Origin of the sequence: Bacillus sp. DX4.1 (genome assembly GCF_030348195.1) — a bacterium.
Classification (GTDB): domain Bacteria; phylum Bacillota; class Bacilli; order Bacillales; family Bacillaceae_G; genus Bacillus_A.
Map to the genome: position 1 here is coordinate 38,682 of NZ_JAUCFT010000007.1, position 18,641 is coordinate 57,322.

22 protein-coding genes and 1 pseudogene are annotated in these 18,641 nt (G+C 34.1%); 17 read left to right on the forward strand and 6 right to left on the reverse strand.

Features of this window, described 5'->3' with window-relative positions; genetic code table 11:
- Positions 1–72: 72 nt before the first annotated feature.
- Positions 73–1,421 (reverse strand): IS3 family transposase gene (locus QUF99_RS02220; RefSeq protein ID WP_289368445.1). Its coding sequence is split into 2 segments (ribosomal slippage): positions 73–965 and positions 965–1,421, totalling 1,350 coding nucleotides; the frame shifts between segments, so codons are not numbered across the junction.
- A gap of 292 nt (positions 1,422–1,713) precedes the next feature.
- Between QUF99_RS02220 and QUF99_RS02225 the strand changes: the two genes are divergently transcribed.
- The 15 genes from QUF99_RS02225 (at position 1,714) to QUF99_RS02295 (ending at position 11,709) form a co-directional block, all read left to right on the forward strand.
- A complete protein-coding gene (locus QUF99_RS02225; protein ID WP_289368447.1) occupies positions 1,714–2,367 on the forward strand; it encodes an HNH/ENDO VII family nuclease in 654 nt (217 codons plus the stop codon).
- Positions 2,368–2,388: 21 nt separating this feature from the next.
- The gene (locus QUF99_RS02230) at positions 2,389–2,844 is read left to right on the forward strand and encodes an SMI1/KNR4 family protein (protein ID WP_289368448.1); all 456 of its coding nucleotides are present in this window, start codon (positions 2,389–2,391) and stop codon (positions 2,842–2,844) included.
- Between the two features lie 429 nt (positions 2,845–3,273).
- Positions 3,274–4,011, forward strand: a complete 738-nt coding sequence (locus QUF99_RS28665; protein ID WP_289368450.1) for a CdiA family toxin C-terminal domain-containing protein — start codon at positions 3,274–3,276, stop codon at positions 4,009–4,011.
- Position 4,012: 1 nt separating this feature from the next.
- Positions 4,013–4,399, forward strand: a complete 387-nt coding sequence (cdiI, locus tag QUF99_RS02240; protein WP_289368451.1) for a ribonuclease toxin immunity protein CdiI — start codon at positions 4,013–4,015, stop codon at positions 4,397–4,399.
- Positions 4,400–4,444: 45 nt separating this feature from the next.
- Entirely contained in the window at positions 4,445–4,597 is a 153-nt protein-coding gene (locus tag QUF99_RS02245) for a hypothetical protein (RefSeq protein ID WP_289368452.1), read from the forward strand.
- A gap of 174 nt (positions 4,598–4,771) precedes the next feature.
- Entirely contained in the window at positions 4,772–5,746 is a 975-nt protein-coding gene (locus QUF99_RS02250) for a hypothetical protein (RefSeq protein ID WP_289368453.1), read from the forward strand.
- Between the two features lie 16 nt (positions 5,747–5,762).
- The gene (locus QUF99_RS02255; protein WP_289368455.1) at positions 5,763–6,218 is read left to right on the forward strand and encodes a DUF6630 family protein; all 456 of its coding nucleotides are present in this window, start codon (positions 5,763–5,765) and stop codon (positions 6,216–6,218) included.
- Between the two features lie 440 nt (positions 6,219–6,658).
- Positions 6,659–6,973, forward strand: a complete 315-nt coding sequence (locus QUF99_RS02260; RefSeq protein WP_289368457.1) for a hypothetical protein — start codon at positions 6,659–6,661, stop codon at positions 6,971–6,973.
- Positions 6,974–7,125: 152 nt separating this feature from the next.
- Positions 7,126–7,257, forward strand: coding sequence for a hypothetical protein (locus tag QUF99_RS02265; protein WP_289368458.1), 132 nt, complete (start codon positions 7,126–7,128; stop codon positions 7,255–7,257).
- A 303-nt stretch (positions 7,258–7,560) separates the two neighbouring features.
- Positions 7,561–7,794, forward strand: a complete 234-nt coding sequence (locus QUF99_RS02270) for an SMI1/KNR4 family protein (protein WP_289368460.1) — start codon at positions 7,561–7,563, stop codon at positions 7,792–7,794.
- Positions 7,795–8,805: 1,011 nt separating this feature from the next.
- Positions 8,806–9,255 (forward strand): hypothetical protein, encoded by a 450-nt coding sequence (locus QUF99_RS02275; protein WP_289368462.1) that lies wholly within the window; start codon positions 8,806–8,808, stop codon positions 9,253–9,255.
- A gap of 261 nt (positions 9,256–9,516) precedes the next feature.
- Positions 9,517–9,804, forward strand: coding sequence for a hypothetical protein (locus tag QUF99_RS02280; RefSeq protein WP_289368464.1), 288 nt, complete (start codon positions 9,517–9,519; stop codon positions 9,802–9,804).
- A gap of 48 nt (positions 9,805–9,852) precedes the next feature.
- Positions 9,853–10,632, forward strand: a complete 780-nt coding sequence (locus QUF99_RS02285) for a hypothetical protein (protein WP_289368465.1) — start codon at positions 9,853–9,855, stop codon at positions 10,630–10,632.
- 19 nt (positions 10,633–10,651) lie between these two features.
- A complete protein-coding gene (locus QUF99_RS02290; protein ID WP_289368466.1) occupies positions 10,652–11,365 on the forward strand; it encodes a pentapeptide repeat-containing protein in 714 nt (237 codons plus the stop codon).
- A gap of 35 nt (positions 11,366–11,400) precedes the next feature.
- Positions 11,401–11,709, forward strand: coding sequence for a hypothetical protein (locus QUF99_RS02295; RefSeq protein ID WP_289368467.1), 309 nt, complete (start codon positions 11,401–11,403; stop codon positions 11,707–11,709).
- Positions 11,710–11,789: 80 nt separating this feature from the next.
- Here the strand turns inward: QUF99_RS02295 and QUF99_RS02300 are convergent, their stop codons facing one another.
- From QUF99_RS02300 to QUF99_RS02310, 3 genes are all read right to left on the reverse strand, one after another.
- The gene (locus tag QUF99_RS02300) at positions 11,790–12,689 is read right to left on the reverse strand and encodes an IS3 family transposase (RefSeq protein ID WP_289368648.1); all 900 of its coding nucleotides are present in this window, start codon (positions 12,687–12,689) and stop codon (positions 11,790–11,792) included.
- Between the two features lie 11 nt (positions 12,690–12,700).
- On the reverse strand, positions 12,701–13,018 hold the full coding sequence (locus QUF99_RS02305; protein WP_289368250.1) for a transposase: 318 nt from the start codon (positions 13,016–13,018) through the stop codon (positions 12,701–12,703).
- Between the two features lie 177 nt (positions 13,019–13,195).
- Complete coding sequence (locus QUF99_RS02310; RefSeq protein ID WP_289368468.1) at positions 13,196–14,191, reverse strand: hypothetical protein; 996 nt, start codon at positions 14,189–14,191, stop codon at positions 13,196–13,198.
- A 179-nt stretch (positions 14,192–14,370) separates the two neighbouring features.
- Here QUF99_RS02310 and QUF99_RS02315 point away from each other — a divergent pair, with 179 nt between their 5' ends.
- On the forward strand, positions 14,371–14,586 hold the full coding sequence (locus QUF99_RS02315) for a hypothetical protein (RefSeq protein WP_289368470.1): 216 nt from the start codon (positions 14,371–14,373) through the stop codon (positions 14,584–14,586).
- A gap of 110 nt (positions 14,587–14,696) precedes the next feature.
- On the opposite strand, the pseudogene QUF99_RS02320 reads toward QUF99_RS02315, so the two are convergent.
- Positions 14,697–15,193, reverse strand: a pseudogene (locus QUF99_RS02320) (IS6 family transposase).
- A gap of 477 nt (positions 15,194–15,670) precedes the next feature.
- Between QUF99_RS02320 and QUF99_RS02325 the strand changes: the two are divergent.
- Entirely contained in the window at positions 15,671–16,642 is a 972-nt protein-coding gene (locus tag QUF99_RS02325; protein WP_289368471.1) for an NAD(P)H-dependent flavin oxidoreductase, read from the forward strand.
- A 460-nt stretch (positions 16,643–17,102) separates the two neighbouring features.
- Here QUF99_RS02325 and QUF99_RS02330 read toward each other — a convergent pair.
- Positions 17,103–18,283, reverse strand: a protein-coding gene (locus QUF99_RS02330) for an IS3 family transposase (RefSeq protein WP_289368472.1) whose coding sequence is annotated in 2 segments (ribosomal slippage) — positions 17,103–17,992 and positions 17,992–18,283 — 1,182 coding nt in all. Because the reading frame shifts where the segments join, the coding sequence is not laid out codon by codon here.
- Positions 18,284–18,641 lie beyond the last annotated feature (358 nt).

Below are 18,641 nucleotides of genomic sequence, written 5' to 3' on the forward strand. Positions count from 1 at the left end.
TAATCAATTAATTTATATAGCTAACAAAAAGCACTTGATTGTGAAGTGAACCCAAAAAGTTAGACACATATTTTAAGCAGCTAATGAGGAATGCGTTCTGTATTGTACAGGGCTCATTCCTTTTAATTTTGTTTTAATTCGGTCATTATTGTAGTAGTGAATATATTTTTCTAATTCTAATTTAAAATGTTCCATGCTTTCGAACTCTTGTAAGTAGAGTAATTCAGACTTTAATAAGCCAAAGAAATTTTCGATGACTGCGTTATCTAAACAATTCCCTTTACGAGACATACTTTGTGTAATTCCTTTTTCTTTCAATACATGTTGGTATTCCTTCATTTGATAGTGCCATCCCTGATCCGAGTGGAGGATAGGAAATTCACCATCTTTTAATTGTTGAAAAGCCTTATCCAACATCTTTGAGACTAATGGGTAAACAGGACGTTTCTCTACGTTATACGCAATAATTTCACCATTATATAAATCAAGTATCGGGGATAAATATAACTTCTCACCATGTATGTGAAATTCTGTCACATCTGTAACCCATTTCTCATTTGGTTTCGTTGCTCCAAAATCACGTTTTAGTATGTTTGGTGCAATATTACCAACTTTCCCACGATATGAGCGATACTTCTTCATACGGACAAGAGATTTTAAATTCATTTCGCTCATTAAGCGACGAACTGTTTTGTGATTTAATATGATACCTTGATTGCGTAATGTCCACGTAATACGACGATAGCCATATCGACCTTGGTGCTTATGAAAAATCTGTTGGATCATTTCTTTCACTTCGTGATATTTATCTGGGCGATCCATTCGTTTCACCCAGTAATAATAGGTACTGCGCGGAATATCAGCGACTTTTACTAAGTCAATGACTTTAAATTCGTGCCTCAACTCATAAATTATTTGCGCTTTGTCTTGTTCTGTGACTTTTCCTTTTCTTGAATTAAGGCATGTAACTTTTTTAAATACGCATTCTCCATACGTAATCTCTCAATTTCCGCTTTTAATGCTTCTTCTGATCCTTCTACTTGTTGATTGTTCTCTGGCTTCTTTTTCATAGGTGGACGCCCCTTTTCCTTTGGTTGAAGAGCGTCAATCCCTTGTGTTTCAAATAAATGTTTCCACTTCCACACAGTGCTAGAAGTAGGAATATTAAATACCGTAGTGGCTTCTGCGATGGACGCTCCCATCTCGTTTATAAATTTAAGTACGTCCATTTTAAACTCAACAGAGTAATTTGTATATGTCTTTTGAAGACCTGCCAATCCATGTTTTCGAAACTTAGCTACCCATTTTTTTAACATCGTCATATCTACACTATGTTTTTGAGCTATATCTTTAAAGGATTCTATGCCGTTAAGATAAGCGGTAACTGAAGATAATTTGACTTCTAAAGAGTATTTCGTCATAAAAAAATTGCACCTCCAATTGTTAGTCGTGTCTAACAATTGGGGTGCAGTTCAAGGAAACAAGTGCTTTTTTGCGTTTTAGCATAGAATTTAAAAGATTCATTATACTTTTATAAGTGCACGAGGTGTTAAATTTTTTATCGCCGATTTTATAGATTGTAATGGCTGTGTATAGTGTACGACGATAGTAGAGAAGAAAATTGTAAAAGGAATCAAAATAACAACTAACTTTGGATTATTAGTAAAAAGATGAGATAGAGAAACTATTTTTCATTCAAATTTAGTACAATCATTGCAAGACGGAAAAAATATTACGCTTGACCGCATGAGACTAGCAGGTCTAAAAGTAGAAAAGTACGGAAATGAACAAATGTATCAGCTTGGCGGAAAGATGGCCGAAGGTATGGATAATACACTTGCCTTCTTCAACAAGGGTCATGAAATAGTTGGAGACGGTGTAAGTAGCAGGGAAGCAAGGCGGTCCAGGAAAGGGAATGTTGGTAGATTAGGTGAGGAAGCGACTGGAGATAATAGGTTAGAGGATATAAATAAAGTATTTGATTCTAAGATAGAGTGGACAGCTATTAGACCTAAAGGAACTCAACAAACATATGAGGTGTTTAAAAGAAATGATATTGACTGGAATCATATAAGGACTACGGGCGATAAGCGATTTATTGGTAAAACAAATGCTGAAGCTGCAGCAAGTGGATTAGCACCACAACTCCCGGATGGTGGGTTTGCTACATTGCATCACATTGGACAGGATTCAAGGGGGCCATTAGCTGAAGCTAGTACAAGGTATCATGATGTTGGAAAATATGGTCAAGATATTTTACACAGTCAATTTGGTAAAAGTAAACCTAATCCTAGTTTTCCAATTGATAGGAAAAAATTTGGAGTAGATACAAGAGAATATTGGAAATGGAGAGTAGAAAATAAATAAATTATAGAGAGAGGTATTAAAATGGGTGAGAAAATCCCTGGAATGAAAAAAAGATATGAAGCACTATACTCTAACGAAGGAATTAAAGATGAAGATTTAGTGAAAATAGAAGAGAAATTGAATATAAAATTACTAGAAGATTTTTGTGAGATAGCTACATTTTTCAGTGGGGGATATTTTGGGGGAATAAGTAACCACTCATTTTCGAATGTAGATAACAGTCTAAATATCATAGATGAAACAATTAGATTAAGAGAGGTTGTTCATTTACCCTCTAGATTTATTGTTTTAGCTGAACCGCCTGAAAGTTTAATAGTAATGGACACTCTAAATAATCCTGCAATTATCTGGTTTGATGGAGTGGAAATTTCTGAATTAAAGAAAAATTCTTTTACGTCCAAACCAGATGAATGGGAGACTTATGCAGATTATTTTGAAGAATTGTTGGAGGAAGAAGAGGAAGAGCAAGGAATATAGGCAATAAATCTTTGTAAGGTGTGGTATAACTAGATTTATAATGAGTTTGAAAAGTTAAGTTGAAAAATATAAATTTTAGTAATTTATCGAAAGTGTAAAATTGATGATTTTTATTGACAATTTTATATTTTGTATAATAAGAATTATTTGTGAATAATGAAAAAATACTTTAATGATACGGCTGGCACGATAGAATGTGTTAAGTCTCGATCTAATTCAACTTTGAAAGATGCCTAACATTATCCATACGATATGGTGCATTATCAAGAGAAATAAATATAAGAATCCACAGTAGAAGATTTTTTAACTGTGGATTTTCTTTATTTTTTAAACCTTTCATTGTATTACTTAAGTATAATATGAGAAAACTGATAGCTAGATTATCTAAAACTAGCAAGTAAAAAAGTAGAAAAATTCGGAAATGACAAGATGTATCAGCTTGGCGGAAAAATGGCCGAGGGTGTGGATCATGTATTAGCTTCCTTCAAGGGCTTTGAACCAGCTGGAAACGGTGCATTGGCAGCGAAGCAAGGCGGTGGCCCAGGAAAGGTTACCGAATGGGTCAATAAGCATCATACAGAGAGTAGTAAGATTATAGATGATAAGATCAAGAGTGTTGAGGCTTCTCTTGCTAAGGGTACGGGGAATCTTAAATTTAAAGAAGGTTACTATGTTGAACATACAACAGGACCAGTTGAAAAGTTTACTGAACGTAAAGGTATTAGTGGTGGACATAATTATGATGAGTTTAAAAATTATTTTAATAGTAGCTCTAACAAATATGAGTTGGGATCTGTTGTTAAAAAGGAACATCCAGATATAGATGGAATTTTTGATATAGAATATAAAGTAAAATACGAAAAAATGGATTATACAGGGAAAAATGGGACAGGTGAATACAAAGTAATACCTAATGGAGATAAAGTGTATAAAAAGACAGTGTATAATCCAAAAATTATTTCAAATGATGAAATAATAGCTTTAAGCAAAAAGGCTATGGAAGAAGGTTTAAACAATAAAAGAGAGATTCCACTATTAAAACAAAAAAAGATAAAAATACAAGGCCAAACAGACTATAATGGAAAAAACTTAAAATTTGAAGGTATTATGAATTCAGAAACTGGAGAGATAGAGAATGCTTATCCAGTATTAGATTGGGTGGATTAGTATGAACGTATATGAAGAATTTATTGAGAAAATGAAACAGAGAAATTTGAATAAAGAGGCAGTTATTGATGTTTTGAATATATATGTAAATGGACGTAACTTCCTACAACACTTAGAAGATTTTAAAAGTAAAGAGGGAGAGCGTCGGGAATATAATGGAGTAATTTATTCAGATGAATATGAACAAGATGATGAGGAGTATTTTGGACAAAATAAAGTTTTATTTTATTCTGGCGATGGTGATAATGACTACGATATTGTGAATTATGATCAATTGTACCAGTATTTAAGTGTTGCATGTGAATTTTATATAGGAAAAAATCCTGAAAAGAAAGAGATTATTGAAGAGTTGTTGATGAAAATCAAAGAAAAATATAATATTAAATAAGTAATAGTATAAGCACTTCTGAATAAATCTAGAAGTGATTTTTTCTTGAAAACTATAAAAATCATTACGGCAAAAATTACAGCAAGGGGAAATATGATTGTTGAGGAGAGAGCTGGTTTAGAGGAAAGAAATATTAAAAGATACGGTAATCCAATAGGAACAACAGCTGAGATTATGTTTAATAATATGAAATATTGAATATATAGATAAAGAAGTTTGTAAATCAGATGAATAAATATAGAAAATTATAATTCAACAATCGATGTAAAAAGATGATGTAATAAACACACTATTATTAATATGTTATGGCGTTGATGAGTTAAGGGTAAAAGACTGGAATAAGGAAATAGATTAATTCATAGGGAGGATGCAATGATAAACCAAAAAAAGTTAGAAATGGCTTTTAAAAGATATAGCAAAAATTTTGTGGATGGAATCAAATTTGAAGATGTTAAAGATAAATATAATGTCAGTAGAAGAAAGATTGAGAAAATCGTTGAGCAAAATGAAACAGAGAAAGATCACATACTATTAATAAATCTAGGCAAAATTTCCTCATATTACTTGTCACTTTGGAAAAACGATGTATTGATCAGCGGTGGAAACAATGCAGAAGGATTAAAGAACATGCAGAAGGTTTTATTTTACCAGTGCATGGGACAGGATCTCTATACAATCAGGTATCCTGGGATGATCTTGGAATATTCGTTTAGCGAAGTCGTCCTCACATTAGTTCATTTTGCAATGTATGGATGGGAGAAAGAAGAAAATATATTATATGATTTTATGGCTCATCACTTCGGTGGACATTTAATGGATGCCAATGAAGAGAACAGACATATTTGGTTTTTGCTAGAGCTGTACTTGCAGTATAAAAATAAAACCATCATGGGAACGAATAAAAAATTGCATCTAGCCGTGAAAAATAAGTTTGAGGAAGCTGAACTGCGATGCGACGCAATCCCTGAAGACCTGAACATTTATGATGAAGTGCTGGGACGTTGGTCGACTGGTGATTTAGAAGAAATAGAACATCTAATTTCGATAATGTCTCAGTATCATTCTGCATTAGCTTCTGAAATCGGACAGCTAGGTGAATTTGGCGATTTCGGATACGGATTTTATCCTTTTGAAATCTTATTCTTGATCCATGTAAGGAAACAACTAGGGTTGCCAGTACCTACTCAAATCGATAATTTTCTGATGAATACTCCAGAAGCGAAAATGGTATTTGGAGAACGTGAGCCATACCCTGAATGGGACCCCGTGCTTCAGATGATCGATCAATTTTATCGTAAAAACTACCCGGAATATATTCCTAACAAGCATGGAGAATTATTTCAATAAAAGGGAGGAAGCTAATATGCCTGATCAAGGGATAGCGCAGAATATATTTCCTGATAGCAAGGATTTGGAAACGTTTTTGAAGGAACAAGGAAGTTATGACTTACATGAAGATCTATTAAAATATGGATTGACGACGAAACAGTTTTTATACGTTGACTATAAAGGTGAGCAATACCAAGAAATTGTCAATTTTATTCTTGATTACGAATTTGCCCACCAAATTGAATTAGCAACACAAGAAGAACTCGAGAAATTAGAAGCATTTAATTATGAATTTTTACCTGAAAAGATCAAGGAGGCCAACAAAATACTGTCACCAAAGGGGTATGGACTATTTTCATATCCAAATTCGGGCGACTTCTTCGCACTATTCATTGTAAAAATAGAGAATATAACAAAATTGCTGCAAGAAGAAGTGCTGCTCGATGATAGAATCCCTTTCCAAGAAAGGTGTATCAAGTATTATAGATAGACCTAAGATTGTACGTCTTCAACCTTGACTCCGGTCAAGGTTTCCTTATAAGTTAATATCAAGATTGCATAGCCATCTAGAATGTGCTATTTTTGGCCATGTACGATTGTAATAACATCATGTGTTACGGATCGTTCATGTTCTTGCAAAGTTATTTAAAACTTTTCGCATGAACATGTTACACTTGCTCCAAATCTGAATATTTATATAATAAGAACGTTGAACGGGAAAAGATAATACAGAAGTAATCAGAAGCAGTAATGGGAAAGAAAATCAGCAAGTACGAAGTGAAAATATACATGAAGTAAATGACAAGAATTAGAGGACAAAACACCGAACGCACAATTGGCGTTTTGTCTTTGCAGATGATTGTTAAAAAATCCTCCTCCTTTGCGTTTAATATAGCTAAATTGCAAAAGACAAAGAGAGAGGACGACCACATGGCTGAAAATGGAAATATTACGATGTTCAAGAATGTAGAAAGTAAAAGGCAAGCGCTGTGCGATTTATGTCTGACGGATGATGGACGAATTGTAACCACAGCACAATGGGAAGAAGAGCAGCGGCGAAGAAAACGGCAGAAAATCCAAGCTAAACGATTCCAAGAAGAACAGGAGTCGAAGCAAAGCTGGGAAAGACTTGAATGGGAAACGCTCAACTCATTGCTCATTCAATACAAGCTCGATGGCAATCCTTTGTATTTCAATATGGCTTGGCATCGTTATCTGAACAAGCTAACAAAGCAATATGTCTAGCTAAAGGCGTCGGAAAAGCCTTCTCTAAAATGCCGAAGAGCTCAGTCGAAAACCCTGGATTTCTCATGAATATGGCCAGTACTGCAAGCTAGCTCGCCCAAAACAGTCTGAAATATGCCCTAAAAATGATCAATTCCGTTAAGGGTCCAGTAGTGACAGGGGCTAAGATTGTTAAGGAAAAAGTAGCTAAAGACCTGCTTGAAATCAAGGGTTTAATGAAGGCTGCAGCAGAAAAGCTTGGATTGACTAAATTAATGCAAGCACCGAAGTTGCCGTTGAGGTAGGCACGGAAGCCGCAGCAGGCTATATTCAACAAAAGACGGGAATATACCTTTCATCCGTTCTTATGTTTATGGGAATAGGGAAAGGCGGTAAAGGAAAAGGAGATACAACTCCTGAAAATAGGAATCTTGATCATTTTAGGGGGAATTCTCCGCCGCCTGATCCGAAAAGTGGCGGGAGAGGGGATTCTACTAAGGGGAATTATTTATTCCTGGAACTGTACTATCAGAGATTTTTTATCCTGCTTTAGGACAAAAGAAAAAAGGTACTTCATACATTAATGAATCATTTAGGAAAGATCGTAGATGTCCAGGGATGATGATAATTTATTAATTATTGCAGACCTTAATTATGGTGATTCTATCTGCTTCTACTTAATAACAAATAATGACCAAGATGCTGAAGTTATTCAATGGGATAATGAAAGTAAATCAGTTTCACGTACTTGGAGTGGTTTTGAAGAGTGGATTATGGATGTTTTAGAAGAGGGTTCAATGTTAGTAGATTATGAGGGAAATGAGAAAGAATTAGATTTTTAATTAATTTAAGACCTTGATTGAGTGCTTAATTCAGTCAAGGTCTTTCTTTTTACATTTGCTTTGAAGCTCATTTTAGTAAGCAGACGTACGAGATTGGTTGCAGTGCTATTTATATAAAACGACAATCTTAAGAATCGATTTATATTTACACACGAGAATGACAAAACTCGTAGTAATAAAGGCGGAAATACACTGGTGCATAAAGCAAGTGCACAAAAAAAGAAATAAAGGAATTATGTAAGTGCAACATGAACGTTACTTTCTTGAAATTCATAACTCATGAAGGTTGTACCATCATGGAGTAGCGTTTTAATACTTGGAGGAACGGAATAAGAACGAGAAATGGGTGAGATGACATTTTATATGGCAGAGGTAGTTAGGACTTGGAATTGCTAACAAACTAACGAGAATGACAAAGTTCGTGGCGATAAACTATAGGTAACGTGAAAGTGTGAAACAAAGGTTAAATTTAAAAATAGCCAATTAGAATTTATTGGAATTTATCGATATATAATAACTGTTGATGATAGATGGTGAATTTCTAAATGTAATTAATAACGTGATGATTTAATAATTAAAATAAAAAGGATTACCTTATGAACAGGTGAAATGGACTTATGGGATAACCCTTTTGCTTTAGAATAGTATGATTATATAACTGATTGTCAAAATGCATATAAACAAACTAATGCCGTAATTATTTTTGAAATAGCGGATTAAAATATAAAAAATCCGAAAATGAAAAGCTGTATCAGCTTGTTGAAAAAATGGAAAAAAATATAGATCACATGCTGAGGAAATAGCCGGTTTAGAGAAAAGAAATATAAAAAATGCGATAATCCAATAGGATCAACGGCGGAGAGTATGTTTAATAAGATAAAAGATTCATACATTGATAAAGGAATTTATGAAAGGGATGAACAAGTATGAAAAATTATAACGCAAAAATCAATGCAAAAAGATGATGTAATAAATACACTATTAGGATTAGAGCATTAGGAGGGGGAACTTATGATAATAATGAATAATTACCCCAAGATAGGGACATATATCATATTAGAACCTAGCGGATATTCAATAGTTGAAAAAAACAAAGTACAGTTGGTTAGACAAGGTGTCGGAGGATTTAGTGAAGATGGACAGGTAGTTGGTATTTATGTTAAAGATAACAAACTATTTTTTTTCTACAATGGAAAATCATTTGAAACATCTGTAGACGATCTAATTTGTACAAATAGTTATATTTCCAAATTGGAAAGATGTTTTAGTGTACAAATAGGGGGACAAAATATATGTAATATAGTTTATGAGCCTTTTATCGATCCAGGAATGATATATTATGATGCAGACCCTGAAGAATTTGATGTATTGTTATACTTAAGTGGATTAATGAAGAATGAGGATTCTATTAAGAAATTTATGAAGGGTATGGAAATAATTAAAGCACAGAATAAAAGCTAGTGTTTTAGAGAAAGAAAATTAAGCTTATAGCAATGTCTATATACATCAAGTGCTATATTTGTGATAAGACAGTAAAATGTTTTTTTATAAATCATAGATAAAATAAATCTTTAAAATTATATAATTGAAATTATAAGAGGGAACCTTTTAGAACGTAAATTAGGGAACAATAACACTGGTGATGTTGTTACGTATACATCTAGTGAAGGGCATCTTACGCGTCCAGATAGCATTGGGCGTAATGATAAGGGTGAAATTGATTTGGTTCATGATCACAAACACAAAATGGGTGAAAAAGACCAAACTGTTCATAACGACAGGCAAATGCGAGCTGAAAGAGAAATGCTCGAAGATAAAGATGGAAGTCATGTTGTGACAATATCAAGCGATAAACCTGATTTAAATGGGATTCCTCCTAAGCCAAGACCAAGTGGGCCTTTAGGTAAAGATAGTGATGTTTACTATACTGACCCAAGTAGTGGTAAAGTGACTCGCATATGGGAGGCTAACCCAATTCTACCTGGTGGAGGTAGATGGAAAAAATTATAAATATAAATTATTATGTAACTTTATTTTTTAGTATTAAGGAGGATATAAATGAAACCTAATTATTTTTCAATTGCAATGTATCCCACAGTATCTTTTAATCAGGAAGAGATACTAGGGCGTATTTTGGATGTGTTTGAGTCAAATGAAAAATTTACTCCTACTCATTGGGGCAACTGTGAAACGGTACGGGTAGAATATAATCGTGAGGAAATTATTGAAAAAGTGATTTCGGAGCGTAGAGTATCTGAAGTTCACCTCTATCGTGATAAATCTGTTAACTATAGAGGGAGTTTTGAAGTTAACTTGAGCCATGGCTCATTTTTAAAGTTTGAGTTTCATAAATCTATACCAAAAAAATTATGGCCAGCTTTTTTTGAGTTATCTGACCAAATTGCAAAAATTGTGAAACCACGTTATGGAGTGGCGCAAATTTGTTGGCCAGTACCCTATCCGTGGAATACGGAACGCGAACGTTTATATATGCTGATGAATATATCTTCGCTACCTATACCAGTCAGGTTTCTTCCCAACGGTCCCTTGGGGCTAGGAGCTAGAACATACTTTAGTGGTCATATTTTAGAGATGTTTGATAAGGAATTATTACTAAATAGTCCAGCTGTAGTATCAGAACTGAATTGGGGTGGTATTCGCATGGATCTTTTAAATAACCCATTAGAGGCTGATGGTGACATATTACTTGATAGTTGGTTACATGTCATGAAATATTTAGAACCAGCTCAAGTTATAGCTATACCAAGTTTTGATGAGGATCGGATGGGTGTTACCTTTTCTCCAAATGTTGCTTGGAAGGAGTATCTAAAAAGATAAATGAAAGGTGATTGTAATCATGAATGAGAATAATAATGATAGAATAAGAGTCATGGAAATATTAAATAGATCTCAATACAATGATGAGATTATCGATCAGTTAGATATGAGTGATTTAGACCTTACTTTTTCAGACCTGTCAGAGGTAATGGGAAAGCGTATTATGGCAAAACGAGTTATGTTAAGGGCTTCCTCATTAATGGGAGCAGCGTTTCGTGATTGTGATTTTGAGCTGGCTGACTTTAGAAGTTGTAATTTAGAGGAAATCAACATTGCAGATTGTAGGTTTGGTGAAGCGGATTTTTCTAAAGCAAATATGAAATATGCAAAGGTAAATATAAGTAGTTGCTTCGAAACTTGTTTTGATGAAGTTGATTTTTCATATGGAGAATTAGTTGGAACAATTTTAAATCATGCTACTTTTCGCCATGCAAATTTGTCAGGAATCGATGCGGAACAGGCCGACTGTACGGGAACGGATTTCAGCAACGCGAATCTTACAGAAGGAAACTTTGAAAAAGCGTATTTAGAAGATGCAAATTTATCAGAAGTAGATGCTAGAAATGTCGATTTTACAAATGCAGAATTAACGGGTGCTATCCTTCGTAGTGGAAATTTTATGGGGGCGGATTTTACTAACGCTAAACTTGACAATGTAGATTGGACAGGAGCAAATGTAGAAGGAGCTAAGTTTGACGAAAATGTGAAGGAACAAGTGTTGAAAATGATATAGACGTTTATTGATATACGTAGAAGGCTTATTTCAACTTGAACGATGAGGAGGTAGATAGTAATGGCTTATGTATAACAGGTGAAAAAGGTGTCTATATACAAGGGTTAATGGATAAGAGTAATGAAGAGTTTGATAATGGAAATTTAGAAGAGTCTGTTTTTTTATTGGAGCAAGCATGGGGAGAACTTCCAAGTGATAAGGTAACTTATGACGAGAGCTTTTTAATAATATGGAGTATTTTGGATATCTCTATTTTATTAAATGATGTTGAACGAATGAAAAAATGGGTTGATAAAATTTTTGTTGCAGATCCTGAAAGAGGAGATACCGGATTAACCCCCTAATTTTGGACACATACTACTCTTAACTCGTTATTTCATAGAATTACTCAATATTTCATTTGAGGTAAGAAAATTCTCTCACCTCAAACCCGCACTTCGTTAATTTTTAACTTTTCTTTTTGAATGCGTTGATAGAAATCGTTTGGTGATAAGTCTAAAATACTGGAATGGATTCGACGATTATTGTAAAAATCCATGTACTTAGCTACTTCACCATAAGCTTCCGCATAAGATCCAAACACGAATCTTCTTAAACATTCATACTCTAGTAAACGATGAAATGACTCGATATGGGCATTCATATTTGGTGTTCTCGGTGGAATCCGTTCGTGCTCAATTTGGAATGTTTCACATGCCTTCTGAAATGTTAATGAAATAAATTGTGGGCCGTTATCTGTTCGAATAACTGGCTTTGATCCTTCATCAAACTGTTGCCGTTTAAACAAAGCACGTTGAACGAGCTGACCAGCGTCACAGCCAGTGCACTGTAAACCAATATGATAATCAATAATGGAACGATCATATACATCGATAAGGAACAGGATAAAAAAGAAACGCTCTTCGCCTTCAATATACCCGTATTTGATATCTGTTTCCCAAAGCTGATTAGCCCCCGTGATGATTCTGTTCCGCGAAAGTTTCCTTGGATATCGAAGCTTTATTTCTCGTTGCGGTTGTAAGATATCAAGTTCTTTACACAACCGATACACTTTCTTTTTGTTAATCTTTAATTCATATATTTTTTGAAGGAGAAGACATAACTTTCGATAGCCATAGATACCAGCTTCACCGGAAATTAGCTCCATCAACCATTCCTGTATTTGCTCATCGGGTATCTTTTTTCCTTTCCTAGTACATGAATAACCTGGAATTGGTCGCCCCTCACTCACAGATTTTTCTTCTCTTTTACGCTGATAATAGTACGTAGAAGGGGAAACCCCTAAAATCTTTAAGACTTTACGCACAGAATAGCCTTTCGCAATCCACTCGTCCGCTACTTCAAGCGTTTCAGTAAGTGAGGGTTCTTCTTTTTTAGCACGTCACGAAGAATAGAAATTTCTAGGTCTTTTTCGCCTAATAACTTTTTAAGCTGGTCGTTTTCTGCCTCTAGTTGTTTAAGTTCTGAAGGGGAAACTCCTTCTTGAACACTGGAAGTATTTAAAGATCTGCTTTCTTGAAAAGCTTTCACCCATTTGCTTACAAGGTTAGGACTAAGTTCATAACGCCTTGCCACTAAAGCTCTATTTCCGGTATCAATCACCTCTTGTACCACCTGTTGTTTGAATTCTGCAGAATGTTTTCTTCTTTGCATCAAAAAGCCCCCCTTCATTTTTGGCTACCTTAAGTATAAAACCACTCTTAACAGGTGTCCAAATTCATTAGGGGGCTAAATAGAAACATGCTCTTACACTCTTAATACAAATAATTTATTTTACTAACTTATATCATGCTTTCACACCAAATAACAAACGTAAAAAGTGCTTTAGATTTATTCCTCAGGATACCGTTCTTTTACAAGTTCTTCGATGCTATTACTTTTTTGGATTTCTTCTGATGATATCCAGGCTTTCATTCTTGTTCCATCCTTGTTGGTTAAATATATGGTAAATTCTTTATTATATAGTTCCTCTTTAAGGATAGTGGTCACCTTTGTCAGATCCTCAATTAAATGGGGATTGTTTTTAAATTGCATACTACTGTCATTAATAACTAAAGTCACCTCATACTCCGGACACTCTCCGTCTTTCGGATGTGGACAAGTAATACCTTCAATTACAAAATGGTCGTTTTGAATTTCTTTTAATCTGTCACCTACTTTTGTTTGAGTTTGAATCAAATATGTCCAATAACTGTCTAAAGTGTTTTTCATTGTTAATAGCAGTTCTTCTTTCGTTATAACTTTTTGCACATTTTTAAAAGGGAGACCTATAGATTCACCATTATGATCCTTAATTTCAAGTTCTGTTATCTTTCTATTACTCTTCTGAATGAGTTGGAATAGAGCATATAAACGATCTAATTCTGCTGATTCAAATTGACTATAATCAATCTTGTTACTCGTTTTTAAAGTTAATAACAACTCATCAGTTGGTTTGTCTTCATTATAATCAACTATATACTGAAGAACATTTTCTTTTTCAAATTCCTCGTAGCCTAACTTTTTAATTTCTTTTAAAATTGGTTTAAATTTCTTATATTCCTCATATGTATTTTTTCCGTATTGATATTCATCACCTTTTATCGTTGAATGAAAGAAGCCATCTACCTCTACTCGAAATTGAATATTTTTGTTGTTTTTTGCTTGAACAGTATGATATGTATGTCCCATATTCCCTTCATTTATACCGCCCCAATCTGTTACAACAACATCAATTCCATGTTTTTCTTTTATATATTTTTTTACCTCTTCTTTATTCTCATAATTACAGCCACTCAAAAATAAGAAACATACCACTAATAACATTACATTTTTCATTCTTTTCATATAACCCCTTATACCCCTTCCTTATGTAAGAAATGATTCCTAGTTGTGCAGCAAATTCAAAGCCATTTTTTCCCTAGTCAGGATTTATATTCATTATACTCTGATATACTGAAAACTATAAAGCATATAGTTCATCATCATTAGTGATAAAATTCTTTTAAATTAATGGAGGAGATTTTATGTCGAAGTATGCAGACTTAATTGCACATTATGGTTTAGATGGAAATGGGAAATATATTAAAGAGTTTCAAACCGAAGAGGTTAGGAACTTAGCAGACGATTTAATGAGACTGCTTTATGCTATTAATCAAAATGATGCGACAGATAATTATAAAGCTGAAAAACTTGAATTAATCCTTGAAAACTTAAAATCCATTGATACTAAATTAAATTGAATTATAATTCAAATGATATAAAGAAAAACACCTATGATATTTATATAGGGGTTTTTTGGTTTTGGTGCAAAAAGAGAATAAGATGCATATATTCCTAACGGAATCGTATCTTATACTGCAAGTTCAAACAATTGATGGATGAATTCTTTCTGTTTTTGGACAGACTGGCCCCGTGAATCAATTTGTTCTTTTTTAATCATATGCATGGCTTCTACTCTAGAAAGAATGGTTGTAGCTGTGTCAAAAAATTTGAACCCTAGCATAGAACGGATTCGCTTTTTTATAAAGCGCTTTGCAGCCTTCTGATCTCTTGTTTTACTTAGGAAAAAATCGATTGTGTTTCCTTTCGAATCAACAGCACGGTACTGATACATTCATTGTCCTTTAACTTTGATATATGTTTCATCGACTCTCCAAGAGTCATTGGTTTGCTTGAGGTGACGACGAATTCGTTTGTCCAATTCAGGACCATACTGATGAACCCAACGCATAATCGTTGTATGAGAAATGGATAAGCCCCGTTCCTCCATCATTTCCACCATCTCACTGTAAGAAGGATAATCTCAGGCTGGTAATGCTTCCATTTGAATACATTTTCCTTTTCCATACTGATCACACACCTTTTGTAGAGTAGTAATATCAGTATGTCCAAGTTTAAGAGATTTTTTGCACCAGAACCATTTCACCGCCTATGTTCTTAATATGCTAAGAATCACGAAAAAATATTTATTCCTTTTTATAGTGTTTTTAATTTAGGGATGAGTGAAAAAACATTTAAGGAATAATCAAATTTGACACTTTTTAAATCCAGCTAATAAAAAACTTTGTAAAAACCCTCAACTTATACGAATGTCCTTAAACTCTAAATGTAATTTTTTCGAATATGATTTTCTATGCTTCCATATCTATTCATAAAAGTGTACATTGTGGATTGTTTCAAGATTTATAGAATATTATTCGAACATTTTGTGAAAAACAACAAAAAACACAACAAACTACTAGGATCAGGTATTAATTACCTAGTGTTTATTAGAAACGCTGTGCTACAATAAGGATGCTTTAAAGGTACACTCTAAAAATAGTAATGAAATGGGGTATTTACTTGAACTTTCCACAGTTAAAAATCGGTCATATGATACCAAAGGTTCCAATTATGCAGGGAGGTATGGGCGTAGGTATTTCATTAAGCAAACTTGCATCTGCTGTTGCAAATGCTGGAGGAATTGGGATTATCTCAGGAACTGGAATTTCCATCGATGAAATGAGACTACATATAAGGAAGGCGAAGGAAAAGGTACATAATGCCGGTTATATTGGAGTAAACGTTCTTTTCGCGATGAATGATTTTGCTGAAAAAATGAAAGCGGCCATTGAAGAAAAAGTTGATTTCATCATATCAGGTGCTGGAATTTCAAGAGATATGTATACTTGGGGCAAAAAAGCCGGCATACCAGTTATTTCAATTGTTTCTTCAGCGAAGCTTGCTAAATTATCTGAACGTCTGGGTGCATCTGCAGTTGTTGTAGAAGGTCATGAAGCTGGGGGACACCTTGGAACAGAAAGACCTTTATTCGATATATTACCTGAAGTAGTTGCAGCGGTTAAAATTCCCGTAATTGCTGCTGGAGGAATTATGACCGGAAAAGATCTTGCTCGTGCCTTAAGTATGGGGGCCTCTGGAGTACAGATGGGGACGAGATTCGTTGCAAGTAATGAGTGTGACGCACCTTTATCATTTAAAGAAAAATATGTACATGCCCGCCCGGAAGATACTATACTGCTCAAAACAACTGTAGGTCTCCAAGGTCGTGCTATTAAGAATAACTTCACTGAACTGGTAGCTGATGATAAAAAGATAAAAATAAAGAAGTGCATTAATTGCCTAAAAAATTGTTCTTATCGTTTTTGTACGCTAGATTCTTTAATAACATCAATGGATGGTGATTGTGAGAATGGTCTTGTTTTTGCTGGCGCAAGAGTTCATGAAATCAAAGAGATTCTGCCAGTCAAAACAATCATCAACAATATCATGACAGAATATAAAGCTTGTATTTAAGCTAGAATTATCGTCTGATCCTCTTAAGGAGATGAACTTAAAATAGGTACTTGCATCACGGGGTGAATACAGAATATTTATATCTTTATGTTAATTTAAAAAACCGAGATATCTCAATCTTCTTTTAAAATTCGTAATACAGGTATGTCCGAGATACGTGTAAAAATGGGTCATTGGATTCTATTTATATTTAAATTCACATCCAAAATGCAATGCGAATAATTTATAACACTCATAACAAAAAAGTACATTTTAGTAATCAAATTAAAAAAAGGGACTCTTATACCAGTCCCTCTTTTAATTATTACGTTCTGTTGTAAAGTTTTTTTACACATAGAGACATAGGGAGATTGTGGTCAAATTTTATGAAACCGTTAATAAATTCTGTAATTCGTTATAAGCCGAAAAGACGGAGTCTGATTGTGGTCTTACCCCTGTCAAGTAGACAGTCAGAAAAAGACTAAGCTACCAGTGTGTTTCGATATTCAATCGGGGCACACTGGTTTAATTTCTTTTGAAATCGTTTATTATTGTAGAACCATATATATTTTTCAATAGCTTGGATCAATTGTTCTTTTGAATGGCACCCTGAAAAATAAGATGTCTCTGTTTTTAAATGAGAAAAGAAAGATTCGATACAAGCATTATCTAAACAATTTCCCTTACGGGAATGACTTCCTATCATATTGTAAGCCTTTATACATTGGGAATAGTTCTTAGAAGTGTATTGAAAACCCTGATCAGAATGCAGGATAGCGTCTTGGATCGGCCTTTTCCGTGCAAGTTCATCTATTGTATTTATAACTAAAGAGACATCATGTCGATGAGACAATTTCCAAGATACAATCTCATTATTGTAAAGATCTTGGATAACAGATAAATAATAAAATCGATTTTGACAGGATAAATAAGTAATATCCGTAACAAAAATACGGTTAGGTCTATCAGTTTTAAATTTTCGATTTACATGGTTTGGATATAAAACGGATGGCTTCGTACCAAAGTAACGTCGTTTGATTCGGATTACAGATTTGATACCTAGTTCTCTCATTAAACGATATACACGTTTATGATTCACACAAACCCCTTCTTTTCTAAGTGCTACTTGTATGCGAAGATAACCATAAAAAGGATAGGATCGATGAATCGCCATGATATGTTCCTTTAAAATGTGTTCTTGTTGTTTACGAATCTTGCGTTTTTGGTGTGTACGACACCATTTATAATATCCCGAACGGGATACCTGCGCGATTTCAATTAGCCACCTGAATGGATATATCTTACGTAGCTTATGAAGTATACGAAAACGATTTACTTTTGATATTTTCCCTCCCCATGTAGATTTGGATACTGCTTTTTTAAATAATCTACTTGTGCTTTTAAATAATCACGCTCTTCTTCTACACTTTGAAACTTCTGTTGTGAGCAACCATTAGTACTCAAAAGATACGTGTTTCTTTTATCTGTAACAGATTCACCATTACGAATTTGCTTTACCCACATTTTCAATGGTGTAGCACTTGTCATTCCTAGTTCTTCAGCAATTGCATCATAACTCCGTCCGCCATTTTCATACAAATGTACAGCTTTCAATTTAAACGCCTCTGTATATTTTCGGAATGTTGTTCCTTTTTTCGCCATAAAAATATCCCCTCCAAGTATAGTGTAACATTCCACATTAAGAATGTAGTCTTTTTACACTGTCTACTTAAAAGGGATAATACCAATTGAAGACTTCGTCTTTTCGGCTTATATGGCATGAAGCGTTTCTATCCCTTTTATCGTACGTGAGGCTCTTGTCGTGCTCCTACTCATTTTTTCTAAAATGTAACGTGGTTTAGAGAACTTTGCAACAGAACCGACAAAGCAATATATTGTTGTTCGTAAGATTGTAGATAATATTTATATTAGCATTCGTTCCTGATCCCTACTTTGTGTGGGGCTTTTTTAATGTAAAAGAAAAGGCACTCGAAATGAGTGCCTTTCTCCGACTTGAACC

Bases quoted from the DNA above. Each gene is read 5' to 3' on its own strand.
- QUF99_RS02250 (WP_289368453.1), top strand. From the start codon at position 4,772: ATGATAAACCAAAAAAAGTTAGAAATGGCTTTTAAAAGATATAGCAAA.
- QUF99_RS02255 (WP_289368455.1), top strand. From the start codon at position 5,763: ATGCCTGATCAAGGGATAGCGCAGAATATATTTCCTGATAGCAAGGAT.
- QUF99_RS02315 (WP_289368470.1), top strand. From the start codon at position 14,371: ATGTCGAAGTATGCAGACTTAATTGCACATTATGGTTTAGATGGAAAT.
- QUF99_RS02275 (WP_289368462.1), top strand. From the start codon at position 8,806: ATGATAATAATGAATAATTACCCCAAGATAGGGACATATATCATATTA.
- QUF99_RS02270 (WP_289368460.1), top strand. From the start codon at position 7,561: ATGTCCAGGGATGATGATAATTTATTAATTATTGCAGACCTTAATTAT.
- QUF99_RS02290 (WP_289368466.1), top strand. From the start codon at position 10,652: ATGAATGAGAATAATAATGATAGAATAAGAGTCATGGAAATATTAAAT.
- QUF99_RS02230 (WP_289368448.1), top strand. From the start codon at position 2,389: ATGGGTGAGAAAATCCCTGGAATGAAAAAAAGATATGAAGCACTATAC.
- QUF99_RS02305 (WP_289368250.1), bottom strand. From the start codon at position 13,018: ATGCAAAGAAGAAAACATTCTGCAGAATTCAAACAACAGGTGGTACAA.
- QUF99_RS02285 (WP_289368465.1), top strand. From the start codon at position 9,853: ATGAAACCTAATTATTTTTCAATTGCAATGTATCCCACAGTATCTTTT.
- QUF99_RS02310 (WP_289368468.1), bottom strand. From the start codon at position 14,191: ATGAAAAGAATGAAAAATGTAATGTTATTAGTGGTATGTTTCTTATTT.
- QUF99_RS02260 (WP_289368457.1), top strand. From the start codon at position 6,659: ATGGCTGAAAATGGAAATATTACGATGTTCAAGAATGTAGAAAGTAAA.
- cdiI (WP_289368451.1), top strand. From the start codon at position 4,013: ATGAACGTATATGAAGAATTTATTGAGAAAATGAAACAGAGAAATTTG.
- QUF99_RS28665 (WP_289368450.1), top strand. From the start codon at position 3,274: ATGTATCAGCTTGGCGGAAAAATGGCCGAGGGTGTGGATCATGTATTA.
- QUF99_RS02325 (WP_289368471.1), top strand. From the start codon at position 15,671: ATGAAATGGGGTATTTACTTGAACTTTCCACAGTTAAAAATCGGTCAT.